Source organism: Chitinophaga sp. (assembly GCF_036569185.1).
Classification (GTDB): domain Bacteria; phylum Bacteroidota; class Bacteroidia; order Chitinophagales; family Chitinophagaceae; genus Chitinophaga.
Genome location: NZ_DATCRD010000161.1, coordinates 1 through 17,279, shown reverse-complemented (window position 1 = coordinate 17,279; position 17,279 = coordinate 1). Strand labels below are relative to the sequence as shown.

Below are 17,279 nucleotides of genomic sequence, written 5' to 3'. Positions count from 1 at the left end.
CTCCCGCCATTCTGTAATATAATCTGTACTCACCGGTTTATCTCCTGCTTTGCGCGGAATAACCGGGTAGGAATAATGGATATCAGGATGTACAAACTGTGAAGCCTTGAGGCATGCGGCGCATTGTCCGCAGGCATCCTGTGCTTGTTTGTTTTCGCAAACCAGGTATTGGGTAAAGGCCAGCCCGAGCGGAAGACCGCCTGCGCCTTCCGGGGCAAGCAGTATCATGGCATGACTTAACCGGTTATGCTGAACCGATTGAATGAGTTGTTGTTTTACCTCTACTTGTCCTATGATATCAGAAAAAAGCATGGGCGCAAGATAATGAAAAGGAGGCTAATCATTTATTGAAGAGATACGTAACAGGCATTTTCAAAAGTGCCGGCCCCGTTGATCTTTTTCTCATTGTCAACAAAATAAAAGCTACCGGATATTGTTTGTGACCGGAGATTCATTTTACGGATCGTGACACTGGAAGAATCTGTGGTAAGAAAAGTAAATTCACCGTTGCTGTTTTTTACTGCTACGGCTACCAGGCCGCCGGATTGCGCTCCATGGCGGGTATAGGTATAAGTTTTCAGATGCAGGCTGTCATTCCGCAATCCTGCTTCATCGTACATGCCGTCTGTCAGGTTAAATACCACCCTGCAGGAATCCGACACTGTTTCCACACTCAGAAATTTGAGGCCGCCGGTATCTGTCCGTTCGCGGAACAGGAGGCTCCGGCTAAAGCTCATGATATTGGTAGTATTGCCGATGTTAGTGACCATCTGCATTTCGGGGCAGGAAAGAGAAGGAAGGTCGTCACCATGCTGGCAGGCTCCCATCAGGATGCACAGTAATGCCACCAGCGGCAAGCGATTGATTGCAGGAACATGGAAGTGTTTCATGAATATGGTTGCGCGTTGTCCAATTAATAACAGGTACCTACGTAAACGGATATACGTTTACGCCGGTACCTGCAGTTTTCTTTTATAGAGAAATCAGCGACAGTTAATAAAGAACTATTTTTCAATCGCAGCAATCACTTCAGCGGATTCAGGTTGCGTTTTCGGCGAAAATACAGCTACCAGGTTGCCTTTTTCATCCAGGAGATATTTCTGGAAGTTCCAGGTAACCTCAGTTGGTTCCATGTGTTTGGCTTTGCTTTCCTCCAGCAGCCATTTGTACAGGGGATGGATGTCTGAGCCTTTTACAGATATTTTGGCGGCCATCGGGAAGGTTACTGCGTACTGCTTGGTGCAGAACTGTTGTATTTCCTTGTTGGTGCCGGGCTCCTGCGAACCAAAGTTGTTGGCGGGGAAACCAACAATAACCAGCTTGTCGTGGTACTTCTTGTACAGCTTTTCCAGCCCTTCGTATTGTGGGGTATTGCCACACAGCGATGCGGTATTCACGATCAATACTTTCTTTCCTTTGTATTTGGAGAAATCAATCTTTCCTCCGTCAACGGCATCTACTTTGAAGTCATAAAGGTGTGATGAGGCAAAGAGCATAACAACCGATAGTATAGCTAATCTGAACATATAGATTTTTTTTAAAGACAGATTAAAATAGTCTTTTAAGACTGTGCTTGTAAAGTTAGCATTCCCCTGATAAAAATGCAGAAGAATTTCTCATTTCCATGCGTAGGCCAGGCAACATACGCTTACCCGGGCGCCGGCCTGTTGCAAAGCCCTGCAACAAGCTTCTGTGGTGGCGCCGGTAGTAATCACATCGTCGATCAGTAATACATGCGCATCTGCCGGAAGGTTGCCATTGGCCTGGAAGGCGGTGGCTACATTCTGCCACCTGTCTGTACGTCCTTTTTTTGTTTGTGTAGCGGTGAACTGCTGCCGGCGGAGGGCGTCTGGATACACCGGCAGGGCGGGAATCACCTGGGCAATGCCGTTAGCCAGCAGGGCCGCCTGGTTGTAGCCCCGTGTTTTTTCTTTCCGCGGGTTCAGGGGAACCGGTACCAGTAAGCTGATGGTGCTGATCCAGTCGCTTTCCAGGAGCTGGTAACCGGTTTGCCTGCCCAGCCAGGTGGCAATATCCTTTCGTTGGTGATATTTAAACCGGTGAATAAGCTGTTGCAGGCCGGTCGACTGGTTATAGTAATAAGCAGCTGTAGCCTGCTCTATGATAACTCTTCCACGGAACACCTGTGCTACCGGGTTGTTGGGATAGCGCTCAAAGTGGGTAAGTGGCAAAGCCTGCGCGCAACGCAGGCATAACAGTTCATCTGTCTGATGCAGGTCAGTACCGCACAATTCACAGCAATGCGGGTAAAACAGATGAACCAGTGGGGAAAACAAACTGGTAAGCATCGTATGGTTTTAAAGATATGACGTGGTGTTTAAAATAACCGCTGGTATACTTCTTCCACTCTTCCTACAGCAATTACTTCGATATGGAATTTACTGAAATCAATTCCTTTTTTGTTGTAACGTGAAATAAATATTTTCTCAAAGCCCAGTTTTTCTGCTTCAGCAATCCTTTGTTCAATACGGTTCACAGCTCTTATCTCACCACTCAGGCCTACTTCTCCCGAAAAACAGATCTTGGGGGAAATGGCATTGTCTTCATAAGAAGAGAGCAGGGCGCACAATACCGCCAGGTCAATGGCCGGGTCTTCCACACGGATGCCGCCGGCAATGTTGAGGAATACATCTTTTACACCGAAGTGGAAGCCGCCCCGTTTTTCCAGTACAGCCAGGAGGAGCTGCAACCTGCGGAGATCGAAGCCCGTAGCTGTGCGTTGCGGTGTTCCGTAAACGGATTGTGTAACGAGCGCCTGAACCTCCACGAGGAGGGGGCGCATCCCTTCCATGGTGGCAGCAATAGCTACACCGCTCAGGAGATCTTCCCGCTGGGAAATAAGGATCTCTGAAGGATTGGTTACCTGCCTGAGGCCAGTGCCGGTCATTTCGTAAATGCCCAGTTCAGCGGTGGAACCAAACCTGTTTTTGATAGTACGCAGGATGCGGTAGGCATAGTGTTGGTCGCCTTCAAATTGTAAAACCGTATCCACCATGTGTTCCAGCACTTTCGGGCCGGCGATGGAGCCATCCTTCGTGATGTGCCCGATAAGGAATACGGGGATATTGCTTTCTTTGGCGAAGCGTTGTAATTCTGCGGTTGTTTCCCTGATTTGTGATACGCTTCCCGGCGCCGATTCAATGAACGGAGAGTGTAGTGTTTGAATAGAATCAACGATGACCAGTTGTGGTTGTAATTTTTTAATTTCCTGGAAGATGGTCTGTGTCGAAGTTTCTGTGAGCAGATAGAATTGTTCGTTGGAATTCTGAATACGGTCTGCTCTCATTTTTATCTGTTGTTCACTTTCTTCACCGCTGATATAAAGTGTTTTGATATGCTTCAGCTGTAAGGCATTCTGAAGAAAGAGCGTTGACTTTCCTATGCCGGGCTCTCCACCAACCAGTACCAGCGAACCCGCTACTATGCCGCCTCCCAGCACACGGTTCAATTCATTGTCGGGGGTTAAAATCCGTTCTTCATCTTTTGTGACTACTTCGGAAAGGTTAATTATTTTATGTGTCCGGGAGGAGGTAGTATCGTTGTTTTTCCAATCCGCCTGTTTAAGTGGAATATCTTTTTGTACTCTTTCTTCCACGAACGTATTCCATTCTCCGCAACTTGGACATTTTCCATTCCATTTAGCAGATTCGTATCCACAATTCTGACAGAAAAAAGCTGTTCTGATTTTACTCATGATTTTTATAAAAAAGGATGCGTTACAAAGTAACGTTTTTACATTTATTGAACCGAAATGATGAGATGGGAAGTGTTAAAAAAGGAGGTGAGAAGGTGTAAAAAGAGAAAAGAGCCAAACGGAAGATTCCGCTGACTCTTTCTACTTACTAACCCATTAAATTCAGGTCTAAATTACAAAATGGCTTCAGAATAAAAAAGTTTATTTAATTGATGTGAATAACTTTTGAGGTATTTGCCGGACCGGAGAAAGTGGCTGCCATCGCTTGTTTCAGGGCTTGTTTTTATCCAATATTACTTTCATTGGAGGCTCGTAAAATGTTGATAAATAGGGTTGATGCCGATGATTTTTGTATATTAAAAAAAGATAATAAAATATATTTTTGTAAATGACAAACAGGCGCTTTTTTGCTGAAAAAATAATTTTTAGCGCCATAATGACAGTGTTAAATTTATAATCGGACAACAAAAAGAAGGGTTGGCAGGTTAGTGATAAATAAACCTTAAAAGGGAGCATCTGGTGAGATATTTGTGCCATAAGATCATCTAATTTTATATTATTATGACACCTGGAATTATGTTTTTATCGCTGATTTTTGTGGGGATCAGCCTGCTGGTAAGCTTCGTTCTTAAAAGTAAGTTCCGGGCTTACAGTGAAGTACCCACCTCTTCCGGTTTAACCGGCAGGCAAATTGCCGAAAAGATGTTGAGAGACAATCAGATATATGATGTTCAGATACGGGAAGCCGAAGGATTTCTGTCTGATCACTACAACCCGGCCGATAAAACGGTAAACCTGAGCCCGGATGTATATAACGGAGCCAATGTGGCTGCTGCTGCAGTAGCGGCCCACGAGTGCGGGCACGCGGTACAGCATGCTGCAGCTTATCCCTGGCTGGGCCTGCGGTCCAGGCTGGTGCCGGTGGTTCAGGTCAGTTCCAATATCGTTTCCTGGGTATTACTGGCCGGTATTTTCCTCATCAACACCTTCCCCCAGTTATTGCTCGGAGGTATTATTTTGTTTGGAATTACCACGGTATTTTCGCTGGTAACGCTGCCTGTGGAGTTCGACGCCTCCCGAAGGGCGCTGGCATGGCTGGATAATACCACCATTATGCGGAGAGAAGAGCATGATAAAGCCAAAAATGCGCTCTGGTGGGCCGCCATGACCTATGTAGTGGCTGCGCTTGCTTCTGTGGCCACACTTGTGCAGTATATATTAATTTATATGGGTGCCAGGAACAGGGATTAATTAAAATAAAGTATCATATTTACAAAGGCGGCCATCCAGGCCGCCTTTTTGGCTTATATCACATAAGTCGTTAACATTTTATTAAGAGGAATGGAAAATATTTTTTAGATTTACCCCGTAGATAGCTAAGCACTATCTCGTGTTTTTGCTTATTGAGAGAAAATTACAGCCCAAGCATTCAACCAAAAATAAAAGTTCACTAAATCTGATCAGTTCAACCAAATAGTTCAGCCTGCTGCTATTTAAATTCTAAAATCTAAATCCAGAACCATGACGCGATTCTATTCGTTGATGGGCATATTGTTGCTATTTTGCACATTCTCGTTTGCCCAGTCGAAACAAATTACCGGTAAAGTTACCGACCAGAAGGATGGCAGCCCGCTACCGGGAGTGACCGTTAAGGTAAAGAACCTCAAAGAAGGATCAGTTACCAACCCGGACGGTACATTTAAATTAAATGTGGATGAAAATGCCACTACACTGGTATTTTCTTTTATTGGTTACGCGGACCAGGAAGTGCCCATTTCCGGCAGAAATGTGATCAACGTATCCATGTCATCCAGCTCCAAGGATATTTCCGAGGTGGTGGTAGTAGGTTACGGTACCCAGCGTAAAAGGGATGTTACAGGCGCCATTTCTAAAATAAATGCAGCAGAAATAGAAGATATCCCGGTGCCCAGCTTTGACCAGGCTATTCAGGGTAAAGCTGCAGGTGTTGTAATTGAATCTGGTAGCGGTAAAGTAGGGCAGGGCATTAAAGTTCGTATACGCGGAACTTCCTCTATTTCCGCCAGCAGCCAGCCTCTTTATATTGTAGATGGTATGCCCGTTGAAAGCAGCCTTCAAACAGATGCTAATAACGAGGTGACAAACCCGCTTGTGGATATTAACCCTAATGATATTGAATCAGTGGAAGTGCTGAAAGATGCCTCCGCTTCGGCCATTTATGGTGCCCGCGCCTCCAATGGCGTTGTATTGGTGACCACTAAAAAGGGAAAGCTCAACCAGAAAACAGTATTTAATCTTGATGTTAATACTGGCTGGGGAAAACCAACTAAAAAACGTGGATTCCTTAATGCCAAACAATATGTAGACCTGCTTCTTGAAGCTGCAGTCAACGATGGTAAAACAGATTTTGCCAACCAGGATAGCGGTTATGGTTCTGAGAAGGAAGCAATAGACGACTATACGAAAAGTTACGAAGGCATCCTTGACCAGTATGCACTGGGCACCGACTGGCGTAAACAGGCGGTGGATGTTAACTGGGAAGACCAGGTATACCGCGATGTGGCAAGGACTAACCAGGTGAACCTTTCTGCTACAGGTGGTAATGAGAAAACAAGGTTCTTTGTATCCGGATTTTACTCCGGGCAGGATGCGATCGTGATCAATAACAAATTTACCCGTTACGGCGCCCGCCTGAGCCTCGATCATGCCGCTACCGATAAATTAACAATAGGTATCAACATGAGCATAAACCGCTCACAGCTCGACAGGGTTACCGATGACAACTCCTTCTCAACACCAGGACAGCTGGTAGCGCAATTACCGATCTCTCCATTGATTGATCCTGAAACCGGAAAACCTAATGCAAGAACACTCTACGACAATGGTTTGCTGGATGCGTTGTATGATACAGATAAACAGGTTACTTTCCGTACACTGGGAAACATTTATGCCAGCTACACCTTTCTGCCATGGTTAACCTTCCGGTCTGAACTGGGAACAGACATCGTTAACATGAACGAAGATTACTTCAAGAGTAAGTTATCACAGGATGGAGCAGGAATTGGTAAAGGTCAATCCATCAATGCACAGAGTATCTCCCTTAATACCAATAACTTTTTTACCATCAGTCCGGAGCTGGGCGGTAAGCACAAACTTAATATGGTATTGGGTATGAGCTACCTGCAGAATGATAACCGCTCTGCATCAATACAGGCCGAAGGTTACCCTTCCGATGCGGTAAAGAACCTGTCGGGAGCTACTACCGTGACTTACGGAAAGTCGGATAATTACAGGTATACTTTCCTTTCCTATTTCTTCAGGGCTAACTATAGCTATAACGAGAAGTATCTTGCAGGATTCAGTATAAGAAGCGATGGATCATCCCGTTTCGGTCCTGATAACAAGTATGGTTACTTCCCTGCAGGATCATTGGGTTGGGTAATTTCACAGGAGGATTTCCTGAAAGAATCAAAAGTACTGAGCTTCCTGAAATTAAGAGCCAGTGCGGGTTTAACTGGTAATGCCGAAATCGGTGAAAGCAGGTTCCTTTCCCTGTATGACATTACCAACTATCCTAATCTTCCCGGTTTCCAGCCATCTACCATTGGTAATCCCGATCTGAAATGGGAAAAAACTTTCCAGACAGATGCCGGTCTTGAATTCGGATTTTTAAATAACCGTATCTCCGGTGAAGTGGACGTTTATAAAAAGAATACTACTGATCTGTTGCTGAGTGTAAATATTCCACAGACAACGGGTTATGCCAACATTTACCGCAATCTCGGTAAAATGGAAAACAAAGGAGTGGAGTTTTCTTTGACCACCCGTAACTTCGAAGGTGCATTTAAATGGAGCACTACGTTCAATATTGCATACAATAAGAACAAGATCACAGATCTTAAAGGCCAGATCATCAATACCGGCGTTCAGCGCGCAGTGGAAGGAGAAGCCATCGGCTCTTTCTATTTACCACGATTTGCAGGCGCAGACCCTCAAACCGGTGTGGCTTTATACATTGATTCTACAGGGAAAACAACAACGGATTTCAGCAAGGCGCCCAATGTTGTTGTTGGTAATTCCAATCCCGACTTCACAGGCGGTTTCACCAATAACTTCTCCTATAAAGGATTTGACCTGAGTGTGTTCTTCACATTTGTGAGCGGTAACTCTATTTATAACCAGGCTGGTATTTATCAAACCACCGGGTTTGCAAATGGATTGGATAACCAGACACATGATATTATGAACAGGTGGCAGAAACCTGGTGATATTACCGATGTGCCTAAAGTGAGTTTATCATATGGTACTGGTGGTGAAGCAACATCCCGCTACATCTATAATGGTTCCTATATCCGTTTAAAGAATGTAACGCTGGGGTATAACCTGCCTAAGAAAGCGATTTCCGCGCTGAAGATCCAGGGTATAAAAGTTTACGCAATGGCCTATAATCTTTGGACTAAAACCCATTACATCAGTGATCCGGAAGTAAATACGGCGCCATTGGCATCAGAAACCAATACGTCTACCAACACTTCGGGCGGGGTTGACTTCTACACTATTCCGCAGGCGAGAACGTTTACAGTGGGATTAAATGTACGGTTCTGATCTGCCGGTTGTAAGCAATGTTTGGTTATTTAAATTAAAAACACGCAAAGCATGAAAATCACAAAATATATAATCCATGCGTCATTAGGGCTTCTGCTGCTGGCAGGTTCGGGATGCAATAAAAAACTGGATGTACTTCCTCAGCAACAAATAACGCCGGACCAGATTACCACCGGGGATGATGTAAAAGCGGTGCTCTTTGGAAGTTATAATTCTCTGCAGCATTACAACTCTTTTGGAGAGCGCAATTTGCTGGCTGCAGATTTACTTGCCGCGGATGAACAATTAAACTGGGTAGGTACATTTGTTGCTTACAGGCAGTTATTTGAGAAAAAGCAGGACAGAACGCTCAGTATTGCCCAGGGCATGTGGGGGCGCGCTTATATTGTTATTGCCGGGGTTAATACTGTATTGGAGAAAATTAATGTAGTGGATACCAGCGAACAGAAAAGTATCGCTGCAGAAGCAAAATTCATCAGGGGGATTACCTATTTTGAACTGGCTAATTTCTTTGGTTTGCCCTATTCTGCAGGTAATACCACTACCAATCCTGCGGTGCCGCTGATACTGGAATCTGTTGGAACCTATATACCAGAGCGTGATAACAAACCACGGTCTTCAGTAGAGGACGTATACAAACAGGTAATAGCAGACCTTACAGCAGCCGCTGCAGATTTACCGGAGTCCAATGAATCGGGCCGGGCCACCAAATATTCGGCGCTGGCTTTCCTGGCGCGTGTTTATATGAACCAGGGAAAATATGCAGAAGCCGCTGCTGCTGCAAATGAAGTGATCACTAATGGTGGATTTGTTATAGAAGCCACCATCGACAAGGCATTTAATAATATTACCAATTCAGGGGAAGACATTTTTGCCATTCAGCAAAGCACGCAAAGTAATGCGGGTACCTCCAATAATGGGATACCTACTTTTTATTCTGCAAGGCCAGTGGGAAGGGGAGATGTACAGGTTTTACCGGAATTCCTGAATCTTTATGAGAATGGAGATACACGCAAGACCTTTGTATATAATGGCGTGAGTATTTCAGGGTCCCGGGGTATCTATACCAGCAAATGGAAGGATATCTACAAAGCGATCCCCGTGGTTCGTCTTGCTGAAATGGTGCTCACAAGAGCAGAAGCCAACTTCCGCAAGGGTGGCGCTCCAACAGGTGGGGTTTCCCCGCTGGATGATGTGAACACAATAAGGAACAGGGCCAGGGCTACGCCATTAACAGCGGTTACATCCGCCGATTTCGCGGACGAGCGGTTCAGGGAGCTGGTTTATGAGGGAGACCGGTTGTGGACAGTTAAGCGGTTGAAGCTAAAAGTGGGTAGTCTTAACTATGATGATCCTAAACTGGTTTTACCGGTGCCACAATCTGAAAGGGATGTGAATCCGAACCTGAGCCAGAATCCGGGTTATTGAGCAAATAAATAATAAAAGGAAGCAGCCGCCGGTTCATGGCGGCTGCTTTTTTTATGTGTTTATATAACAAAAAAAACAGTTATTAACCGTGTTGTTAGCTGTTGTTAATAACTTTCATACAAATTTTTTATTGAAAATCAATCAATTGCAGAGGTGTCTTGTAAAAAAGTGCCTGAAATGTATGGTTATTAAGAATGTGCGGTGTACCTTTGCACTCCTCATAATCGGGGAATTGTTTACAAGACGTAATTTTTATCGTATACAACAATGAATACATTAAGTTTCAGAACTAAATCGGCTAACGACGCTTACGTAAAGCGTGACTGGCATATAGTAGATGCTACTAACCTGACACTCGGAAGGGTTGCTGCTAAGATGGCTGCTATCTTAAGAGGTAAAAACAAGCCTTACTATACGCCTCATACTGATTGTGGTGATTATATCATCGTGATCAATGCAGAGAAAATTGCCCTGACCGGTAATAAAATGCAGGAAAAAGAATACATGCACTACACTGGTTTCCCAGGTGGTCAGAGAATCGAATTAGCAAAGGACCTGGTTCGTCGCCGTCCTGAAGTGTTGATCGAAAAGGCTGTTAAAGGTATGTTGCCTAAAAACCGTCTGGGCCGTGCTATGTACAAAAAATTATTTGTATATGCTGGTGCTGAACATCCTCATGCTGCGCAGAAACCACAACCTTTAACTTTCTAATTTTTCTCTGATACATGGAAAAGCAAAAAAATACAATAGGTCGTCGTAAGGAAGCTGTTGCCCGTGTGTATATCAACAAGGGTACCGGTAACATTACTGTAAACGACAAAGATTATAAAAACTACTTTTCTTTGATCTACCTGCAGAACCAGGTGGAGCTGCCTTTCAAAACTATCGATGCACTCGATAAATTTGATGTGAAAATAAATGCACAGGGTGGTGGTATCAAAGGTCAGGCTGAAGCAATTAAGCTGGGTATTGCCCGTGCTTTGTGCGAAGTGAACATTGAGTTCCGTCCTGCATTGAAAGCTGCAGGTTTGCTGAAACGTGATCCACGTGGAGTTGAACGTAAGAAACCAGGTAAAGCGAAAGCAAGAAGAAGCTTCCAGTTCTCTAAACGCTAATATTTTTGAGCTATTGGCCGTTAGCTCCGGGCTAATTCGCCGGATGCTAAAAGCTAAACATTATTTGATCCTTTTAATTGAGTAATATAAACATGGAAAATAATACCTCATTGCAGCAGCAGTTACTGGAGGCAGGTGTTCACTTCGGTCACCTGAAGAAAAAGTGGAATCCCAAGATGCTGCCTTATATTTTCGCAGAAAAGAAAGGTATTCATATCATTGATCTGAACAAAACCGTAGAAGGTTTACAGGAAGCAGCTGCTGCCCTGAAATCCATCGCTAAAAGCGGTAAGAAGATCATGTTCGTTGCTACTAAGAAGCAGGCGAAAGAAATCGTGGCAGATGCTGCGCGTAACATCAACATGCCTTTCGTAACTGAAAGATGGTTAGGTGGTATGCTCACTAACTTCTCTACGATCCGTAAGAGTGTAAAGAAAATGCAGAGCATTGAAAAAATGCTGCAGGACGGTACATTCGATAACATCACCAAGAAAGAACGTCTTACTTTAAGCCGCGATAAAGAGAAAATGGAGAAAGTGCTGGGTGGTATTGCCCAACTGGCACGCGTACCGGCTGCACTGTTTATGGTTGATATCAGCCACGAGCACATTGCACTGGCTGAAGCTAAGCGTCTGGGTATTTCTACTTTCGGTATGGTAGATACCAACTCCGATCCTACCAAAGTAGATTTCGCTATCCCTGCGAATGACGATGCTACTAAATCTATCGCTATCATCACCAGCTATATCTGTGCAGCGATCGCTGAAGGTCTTTCTGAAAGAGCTACAGAGAAATCTGAAGAAGTAGAGGAAGAAGAAGAAGCAGATGATAAGGCCCGCAAATTTGAAGTAGAAGGTGGTGAAGACCGCGAAAGAGGTCGCAAACCAGGTGCACAGGGTGGTCGTGGTCCGGGCGGTCCGGGTGGTGCTAACCGTGGCGGCGGTCGTGGTCCTGGTGGCCAGGGCGGTGCTAACCGTGGTGGCGGCGCTAACCGTGGCGGTGGTGCAGCAGGCGGACAACGTCGTCCATCTGGTGCCGGTAGCCAGGGTCCAAGAAAACCAGGCGGCGGAAGATAATTTTATATAAGCTTTTAGCTATTAGCCTTTAGCTGTTAGTTCTACCAATAAGGTCCTAACAGCTAAAGGCTAATAGCTAAAAGCCGATTTAGTACTTGCAATAATTTTTACAACAAATAAACTAATTATAGCTCATGGCAACAATTACAGCAGCTGATGTAAATAAACTGCGTCAGCAAACTGGTGCTGGTATGATGGATTGCAGAAAGGCACTGGTAGAAAGTGATGGCGATTTTGAAAAAGCAGTAGACTACCTGCGTAAAAAAGGTCAGAAAGTGGCCGCTTTACGTTCCGATCGTGAAACCAAAGAAGGCGTTATCATCGCTAAAACTTCAGCTGATGGTAAATCCGGTGTTATTGTAGGACTGGGTTGTGAAACCGACTTCGTAGCTAAGAACGAAGACTTCGTGAAATTTGCACAGTCTATCGTAGACCTGGCACTGGCTAACGGTATCAAAAATGTAGACGACCTGAATGCCGCCCAACTGGATGGCGCCAGCGTTGCTGATAAAGTAAACGACCAGGTTGCAAAAATCGGTGAGAAAATCACCCTCAATAAATTTGAATTCGTTGAAGCTGGTGGCGTAACCTCTTACATTCACGGTAACTACCGCATGGGTGTACTGGTTGCTTTCTCTAAACCTGTTTCTGAAGAAGTAGGTAAAGATATCGCTATGCAGATTGCAGCTATGAACCCTATCGCAGTTGATGCTGATAGCGTTCCTGCTGAACTGATCGCCCGCGAAAAAGAAATTGCTGTTGAACAGGTGAAAGCCGAAGGTAAACCTGCTGAAATGGCTGAAAAAATCGCTGCCGGTAAAGTAAATAAATTCTTCAAAGAAAGCACCCTGCTGCAACAGGCTTTCGTTAAAGACAATAACAAGTCTGTAGCGGATTACCTGAAATCTGTAGATGCTGATCTGAAAGTAAATGGCTTTAAGCGAATTGCTTTAGGTTAATAAGAAAATATCAAAAAAAAGGAGAGAATTCGTTTCTCTCCTTTTTTTTGTGCATAACTAATCATACACATAAAAGGACAGTAAACAGGTATCAGAAAAGGCATTTTTTTCTTCCTTTCCTCCTTTCTGCATTTAAGTTGTATATTAGAATACCGTAATCGATATTAGGAAAATCACAATCTTACAATATTTTATAGCGTCATGTTGCCAAAGTATAAGCGTATTTTGCTCAAATTGAGCGGTGAGGCCCTCATGGGGGATGCAAATTATGGTATTGATCCGAAGGTGATATCTCAGTATGCCTACGATATTAAGGCAGTTACCGATCTGGGAGTTCAGGTGGCCATCGTTATAGGGGGTGGTAACATCTACCGGGGAATGAACGAAGCCGATACCGGCATAGAAAGAGCCCAGGGCGATTACATGGGGATGCTTGCCACTGTGATCAATGGGATGGCTCTCCAGAGCGGCCTGGAAAAGGTAGGTTTGTATACCCGCCTTCAGTCTGCCATCAAAATGGAACAGATCGCGGAGCCTTATATCCGCCGTCGCGCCATCCGCCACGTGGAAAAAGGCCGTGTGGTAATATTCGGGGGAGGTACCGGTAACCCGTATTTTACTACTGATACTGCCGCTTCCCTGCGCGCTATTGAAATCCAGGCGGATGTAATCCTCAAAGGAACACGTGTAGATGGTATCTACACTGCTGATCCTGAAAAGGATAAAACAGCTACCCGTTTCGAAACCATTACCTTTTCAGAAGTATACCAGAAATCCCTCAACGTGATGGATATGACAGCATTTACCCTTTGCCAGGAAAATAAGCTGCCTATCATTGTGTTTGATATGAACCGTCAGGGCAATCTCCTGAACGTGATCATGGGTAAAAATGTGGGTACCCTGGTAAAAGGATAATTGAACGCATAAAAAAAAGCAGCGAAGAACAATAGTCTTCGCTGCTTTTTTATGTCCTTTACTGGATCAGTTTATTTCAGTATTTCCTTCATTTCTGTAAACGGTATATATAACGTTACCTGCCCCAGCGCATAAGGGCCTATTTCATAGGGTACATAGCTGAAAGCAACCCCTTTACCGGTAACTATCATATTGTTATTCGGCGGAATGTTCTTCACCAGCAGGTTCTGGTCCAGTGCATCTTCTTCACTCATATTAAACCGCTTTCTAAAAGCCTTATCGAGCAATCCGCTCACTGCATCTTTATATCCCGGTTTGAAAACATCCTCAGGGGTGAGCACTTTATGTTTAGACAGATCCAGTGTATAATAGGTAGCGCCCCAGTTGCCGTGTGCCCCGCCGGTAAAGTTGTAGGTATACTTCTCTATCACCAGTAGAGGCCAGGTGTTATACACCACTTTCATATCATTATCTGTGGTCCAGTTCCAGGACAAAGCAGTAGTATTGTCGCTGAATTCGCTGCTGTCGGCATCTTTGGCCGAGTAACGATAACTCAGGATAAAGGAGTCGATCCCTTTTTGCAGGAATTTCTGCGGATCTGTGACACGGCTGCTGCCGGTTACCTGGCTGATAATGAAACGGGCAGTGGTACTGTCGGTCAGAGAGTCGGGCCAGATGATACTGTTGGTCACCGTACCTACCGGCGATTTGGATAAGGAAGGAACCAGCTTTGCTGAATCGATCTGGTAGAATACTTTCAGGGGAACGGCATTTTTGAGATCGGTATGTAGTTCAAAATGATAAGAAGTGCCGTCGCCATGCCATACCCCGTTAAATTTCCCATCGTCCGAAAAATAGCCACTGAACAGGCGGTCTTCCGAACTATTATTGGTTTCTTCATAAATATTCACCAGGGTGGAATCCAGGGTGCCCCATAAAGGGATGGGCTGCCCGGTGCTGTCATCGCAATAGTAGCCACGGAACAGGTGGGGAGCGGTTTTCAGCAATTGCATGGTAATTTCTTTATTACCCAGTTTCCCTTTCAGCTGGGTATAAAACAGGGGAGTGGAAGCCAGCGGTACAACAATGTTGGCAGTGTTAACCGGTGCTTTGCTGTTGTTGCGTGTATGACAGGAGAGTAGTGCAACAGTCATCAATAATACCGGTAATAAAACTCTTTTCATAGTATGATTTATATCAGGTACCTCAAAATTACTATTATCCTTCCATACCTTTGAGGACGCGTTTGAATCATAAAAATAACAGACCATGTTGAACCAGAAAATAGCAGATTTACGTAAAGATTATCAACTGGCTTCCCTGGACGAAAGCGAAGTGGCGCCGTACCCGCTATCCCAGTTCGGGAAATGGTGGGATGATGCCATCAATAGTGAAATTGATGAAGCTAATGCCATGACGCTGGCCACCAGTACAACAGATGGCAAACCTTCTGCAAGAATTGTATTATTAAAAAGTTTTGATGATGATGGCTTTCTGTTTTTTACTAACTACGAAAGCCGGAAGGGACAGGAATTGGCGCAGAACCCACATGTTACCCTGTTGTTTTTCTGGAGGGAGCTGCAACGCCAGGTTCGTATAGAGGGCACTGTTAGCAAGGCGCCTGTATCTGTGAGTAACGAATATTATAACAGCCGCCCGGTGGGAAGCCGCATTGGCGCTATCGCTTCGCCGCAAAGCAAGGTTATTCCGGGCCGGTCTTTCCTGGAGGAACAGGTAGACCAGGTAGCGGCGAAATATCAGCAGGAGGCGCCTCAAAGACCTGATTACTGGGGTGGTTATGTGGTAAAGCCGCAGGCGATTGAATTCTGGCAGGGAAGAAGCAGCCGGTTGCACGACAGGATCCTGTATACCTTACTACCGGAAGGAAGCTGGAAGATTGAGCGCCTGGCGCCCTGATGATCATTAAATTGTATCAGATAAAAATGCCGCTAAGATTATGTGAATAATCTTAGCGGCATTTTACTAAAAGCGTAAAATTAAGCTTTTGGTGCAGCAGCTTTAGCGGCAGTATTTTTTCTGGTCTTTGCAGATCTAACTTTACCGAAAGACTTACTGAAGATCTTACCTTTTTTGGTTTTAATATCTCCTCTACCCATAACGAATAATTTGAAGTTTGATGTTGTTAAATATGATGTTATCAGGCTGCAAAATACTGCAATTCGACGAAATAGCGTAGTACTGGCGGTTTGATATAAAAAAAAAGCAAGAAACATGAACTGTTCCTTGCTTGAATAAGTTGTGTTAACTGATTAGAGCTTGTCGGATAAAGCTTTACCAGCCTTGAACTTAGCAACTTTCTTAGCCTTGATCTTGATGATCTGACCGGTCTGTGGGTTTCTACCGTTACGTGCTGCACGTTTAGAAACGGAGAAAGTACCGAAACCAACCAAAGTTACTTTACCACCTTTTTTCAGGGTATCAGCAACAGCTTTGGTGAAAGAGTCCAGCGCTTCGTTAGCCTGGGTTTTGGTAATAGCTGCATCTTTAGCAAGCTTGTCGATTAATTCGGCTTTGTTCATAGTTAGTAAGATTTAACTAGTGAAAAAATGTTTGATGTGAGCAAATATAGCGCGTTTTATCAGATTACCAAATTTTTTACAACTTTTTTATAGAAAATTTTATCGGCTGAAAAACGCTACTGGTAACGGTTACAGCTGATTGATGTTTTCCATGCTAAAGGTCGGCCCATTAGCAGGATCGCATAAAACGCTGTACTGTGGCTTGTTTACCAGCTTTTTTACTATTAACGCGGGATCGGACCAACTATTGTACCAAAGTCCGGATGCCCCGGAAATAGTGGATTTCCTGTGGATAAGTTTAGTAAAGATCCCTTACTTAAATGACCTCCATGACGGTTGTAAAAGCGATAAAACGGTCGCCGAAAAGATCATATCCTCTCTGCCGCAGCGCCTGTTGGTGCTGGTCTGCGAAGGATTGATAGTCGTTCAGGCTTTCCGCAAAATACTGCACAACATAGGTGGGCCCCTCTTCATCATCCTGCTCCAGCAAGCGGCTGACGCGGTAATCATGGAACAGGCCCGTGGCCAGCATCGCCGGGATATGCTCCTCCCGCAACCATTGAAGCCACCTGAAATGCGTATCTGCGGCCACTTTAGTAGTTACATTATATATAATCATACACCTCTTGGTTTATACTGCCAGTTCCACGAACACCGGACAATGATCCGAGTGTTTTACCTGTTGATAAATGGTGGCATATTTCAGGCGCTTTTTCAATGGCTGGGTAACGTTGATATAATCTATACGCCAGCCCTTGTTATTGTTCCTGGCATTCGCCCGGAAGCTCCACCAGCTGTACTGATGGGGATCGGTGTTAAAATGACGGAAACTGTCTACAAAGCCACTCTCAAAGAAGCGGTCCATCCACGCCCGTTCTTCAGGCAAAAAGCCGGTAGAGTTTTTATTGCTCACGGGATCATGGATATCTATCGGTTTATGGCAGATA

At 44.6% G+C, this 17,279-nt stretch carries 18 protein-coding genes and 1 pseudogene; 9 read left to right on the top strand and 10 right to left on the bottom strand.

Annotated features, from left to right (window positions below; genetic code table 11):
- The 5 genes and pseudogenes from VIM72_RS12000 to radA form a co-directional block, all read right to left on the bottom strand.
- Nucleotides 1-312, bottom strand: a pseudogene (locus VIM72_RS12000) (hypothetical protein); the annotation flags it as partial.
- 32 nt (nt 313-344) lie between these two features.
- A complete protein-coding gene (locus VIM72_RS11995) occupies nt 345-890 on the bottom strand; it encodes a hypothetical protein (protein WP_332003070.1) in 546 nt (181 codons plus the stop codon).
- A 114-nt stretch (nt 891-1,004) separates the two neighbouring features.
- Nucleotides 1,005-1,526, bottom strand: coding sequence for a glutathione peroxidase (locus VIM72_RS11990; RefSeq protein WP_332003069.1), 522 nt, complete (start codon nt 1,524-1,526; stop codon nt 1,005-1,007).
- Nucleotides 1,527-1,616: 90 nt separating this feature from the next.
- Nucleotides 1,617-2,309 (bottom strand): ComF family protein, encoded by a 693-nt coding sequence (locus tag VIM72_RS11985; RefSeq protein ID WP_332003068.1) that lies wholly within the window; start codon nt 2,307-2,309, stop codon nt 1,617-1,619.
- A gap of 29 nt (nt 2,310-2,338) precedes the next feature.
- Complete coding sequence (radA, locus tag VIM72_RS11980; protein ID WP_332003067.1) at nt 2,339-3,715, bottom strand: DNA repair protein RadA; 1,377 nt, start codon at nt 3,713-3,715, stop codon at nt 2,339-2,341.
- Between the two features lie 561 nt (nt 3,716-4,276).
- Between radA and VIM72_RS11975 the strand changes: the two genes are divergently transcribed.
- The 8 genes from VIM72_RS11975 (at nt 4,277) to pyrH (ending at nt 13,792) form a co-directional block, all read left to right on the top strand.
- Complete coding sequence (locus tag VIM72_RS11975) at nt 4,277-4,966, top strand: zinc metallopeptidase (RefSeq protein WP_332003066.1); 690 nt, start codon at nt 4,277-4,279, stop codon at nt 4,964-4,966.
- Nucleotides 4,967-5,236: 270 nt separating this feature from the next.
- On the top strand, nt 5,237-8,299 hold the full coding sequence (locus VIM72_RS11970) for a TonB-dependent receptor (protein ID WP_332003065.1): 3,063 nt from the start codon (nt 5,237-5,239) through the stop codon (nt 8,297-8,299).
- A 51-nt stretch (nt 8,300-8,350) separates the two neighbouring features.
- Nucleotides 8,351-9,727: a RagB/SusD family nutrient uptake outer membrane protein gene (locus VIM72_RS11965; protein ID WP_332003064.1), complete on the top strand. Its 1,377-nt coding sequence runs from the start codon at nt 8,351-8,353 to the stop codon at nt 9,725-9,727.
- Nucleotides 9,728-9,994: 267 nt separating this feature from the next.
- Entirely contained in the window at nt 9,995-10,438 is a 444-nt protein-coding gene (gene rplM / locus VIM72_RS11960) for a 50S ribosomal protein L13 (RefSeq protein WP_142684667.1), read from the top strand.
- Between the two features lie 14 nt (nt 10,439-10,452).
- Nucleotides 10,453-10,842: a 30S ribosomal protein S9 gene (gene rpsI, locus VIM72_RS11955; protein WP_145661599.1), complete on the top strand. Its 390-nt coding sequence runs from the start codon at nt 10,453-10,455 to the stop codon at nt 10,840-10,842.
- Between the two features lie 92 nt (nt 10,843-10,934).
- The gene (rpsB, locus tag VIM72_RS11950) at nt 10,935-11,918 is read left to right on the top strand and encodes a 30S ribosomal protein S2 (protein WP_142684668.1); all 984 of its coding nucleotides are present in this window, start codon (nt 10,935-10,937) and stop codon (nt 11,916-11,918) included.
- Between the two features lie 134 nt (nt 11,919-12,052).
- Nucleotides 12,053-12,877: a translation elongation factor Ts gene (gene tsf, locus VIM72_RS11945; protein ID WP_332003063.1), complete on the top strand. Its 825-nt coding sequence runs from the start codon at nt 12,053-12,055 to the stop codon at nt 12,875-12,877.
- 201 nt (nt 12,878-13,078) lie between these two features.
- Nucleotides 13,079-13,792 carry a UMP kinase gene (pyrH, locus tag VIM72_RS11940; protein ID WP_142684670.1) on the top strand — a complete coding sequence of 238 codons (714 nt, stop codon included), beginning with the start codon at nt 13,079-13,081 and terminating at the stop codon, nt 13,790-13,792.
- A gap of 71 nt (nt 13,793-13,863) precedes the next feature.
- Here pyrH and VIM72_RS11935 read toward each other — a convergent pair whose 3' ends face one another.
- Nucleotides 13,864-14,976, bottom strand: a complete 1,113-nt coding sequence (locus tag VIM72_RS11935; protein WP_332003062.1) for a DUF3298 and DUF4163 domain-containing protein — start codon at nt 14,974-14,976, stop codon at nt 13,864-13,866.
- Nucleotides 14,977-15,061: 85 nt separating this feature from the next.
- Here VIM72_RS11935 and pdxH point away from each other — a divergent pair, with 85 nt between their 5' ends.
- Nucleotides 15,062-15,709, top strand: a complete 648-nt coding sequence (pdxH, locus tag VIM72_RS11930; protein WP_332003061.1) for a pyridoxamine 5'-phosphate oxidase — start codon at nt 15,062-15,064, stop codon at nt 15,707-15,709.
- Nucleotides 15,710-15,789: 80 nt separating this feature from the next.
- Here the strand turns inward: pdxH and VIM72_RS11925 are convergent, their stop codons facing one another.
- From VIM72_RS11925 to VIM72_RS11910, 4 genes are all read right to left on the bottom strand, one after another.
- Complete coding sequence (locus tag VIM72_RS11925) at nt 15,790-15,909, bottom strand: 30S ribosomal protein THX (protein ID WP_079471345.1); 120 nt, start codon at nt 15,907-15,909, stop codon at nt 15,790-15,792.
- Between the two features lie 153 nt (nt 15,910-16,062).
- Complete coding sequence (locus VIM72_RS11920) at nt 16,063-16,332, bottom strand: HU family DNA-binding protein (protein ID WP_029465307.1); 270 nt, start codon at nt 16,330-16,332, stop codon at nt 16,063-16,065.
- 316 nt (nt 16,333-16,648) lie between these two features.
- Nucleotides 16,649-16,951: a DUF4286 family protein gene (locus VIM72_RS11915; protein WP_332003060.1), complete on the bottom strand. Its 303-nt coding sequence runs from the start codon at nt 16,949-16,951 to the stop codon at nt 16,649-16,651.
- 12 nt (nt 16,952-16,963) lie between these two features.
- Nucleotides 16,964-17,279: exodeoxyribonuclease III (locus VIM72_RS11910; protein WP_332003059.1), on the bottom strand; the 316-nt coding region annotated here is incomplete at its 5' end.

Bases quoted from the DNA above. Each gene is read 5' to 3' on its own strand.
- VIM72_RS11995 (WP_332003070.1), bottom strand. From the start codon at position 890: ATGAAACACTTCCATGTTCCTGCAATCAATCGCTTGCCGCTGGTGGCA.
- VIM72_RS11990 (WP_332003069.1), bottom strand. From the start codon at position 1,526: ATGTTCAGATTAGCTATACTATCGGTTGTTATGCTCTTTGCCTCATCA.
- VIM72_RS11985 (WP_332003068.1), bottom strand. From the start codon at position 2,309: ATGCTTACCAGTTTGTTTTCCCCACTGGTTCATCTGTTTTACCCGCAT.
- radA (WP_332003067.1), bottom strand. From the start codon at position 3,715: ATGAGTAAAATCAGAACAGCTTTTTTCTGTCAGAATTGTGGATACGAA.
- VIM72_RS11975 (WP_332003066.1), top strand. From the start codon at position 4,277: ATGACACCTGGAATTATGTTTTTATCGCTGATTTTTGTGGGGATCAGC.
- VIM72_RS11970 (WP_332003065.1), top strand. From the start codon at position 5,237: ATGACGCGATTCTATTCGTTGATGGGCATATTGTTGCTATTTTGCACA.
- VIM72_RS11965 (WP_332003064.1), top strand. From the start codon at position 8,351: ATGAAAATCACAAAATATATAATCCATGCGTCATTAGGGCTTCTGCTG.
- rplM (WP_142684667.1), top strand. From the start codon at position 9,995: ATGAATACATTAAGTTTCAGAACTAAATCGGCTAACGACGCTTACGTA.
- rpsI (WP_145661599.1), top strand. From the start codon at position 10,453: ATGGAAAAGCAAAAAAATACAATAGGTCGTCGTAAGGAAGCTGTTGCC.
- rpsB (WP_142684668.1), top strand. From the start codon at position 10,935: ATGGAAAATAATACCTCATTGCAGCAGCAGTTACTGGAGGCAGGTGTT.
- tsf (WP_332003063.1), top strand. From the start codon at position 12,053: ATGGCAACAATTACAGCAGCTGATGTAAATAAACTGCGTCAGCAAACT.
- pyrH (WP_142684670.1), top strand. From the start codon at position 13,079: ATGTTGCCAAAGTATAAGCGTATTTTGCTCAAATTGAGCGGTGAGGCC.
- VIM72_RS11935 (WP_332003062.1), bottom strand. From the start codon at position 14,976: ATGAAAAGAGTTTTATTACCGGTATTATTGATGACTGTTGCACTACTC.
- pdxH (WP_332003061.1), top strand. From the start codon at position 15,062: ATGTTGAACCAGAAAATAGCAGATTTACGTAAAGATTATCAACTGGCT.
- VIM72_RS11925 (WP_079471345.1), bottom strand. From the start codon at position 15,909: ATGGGTAGAGGAGATATTAAAACCAAAAAAGGTAAGATCTTCAGTAAG.
- VIM72_RS11920 (WP_029465307.1), bottom strand. From the start codon at position 16,332: ATGAACAAAGCCGAATTAATCGACAAGCTTGCTAAAGATGCAGCTATT.
- VIM72_RS11915 (WP_332003060.1), bottom strand. From the start codon at position 16,951: ATGATTATATATAATGTAACTACTAAAGTGGCCGCAGATACGCATTTC.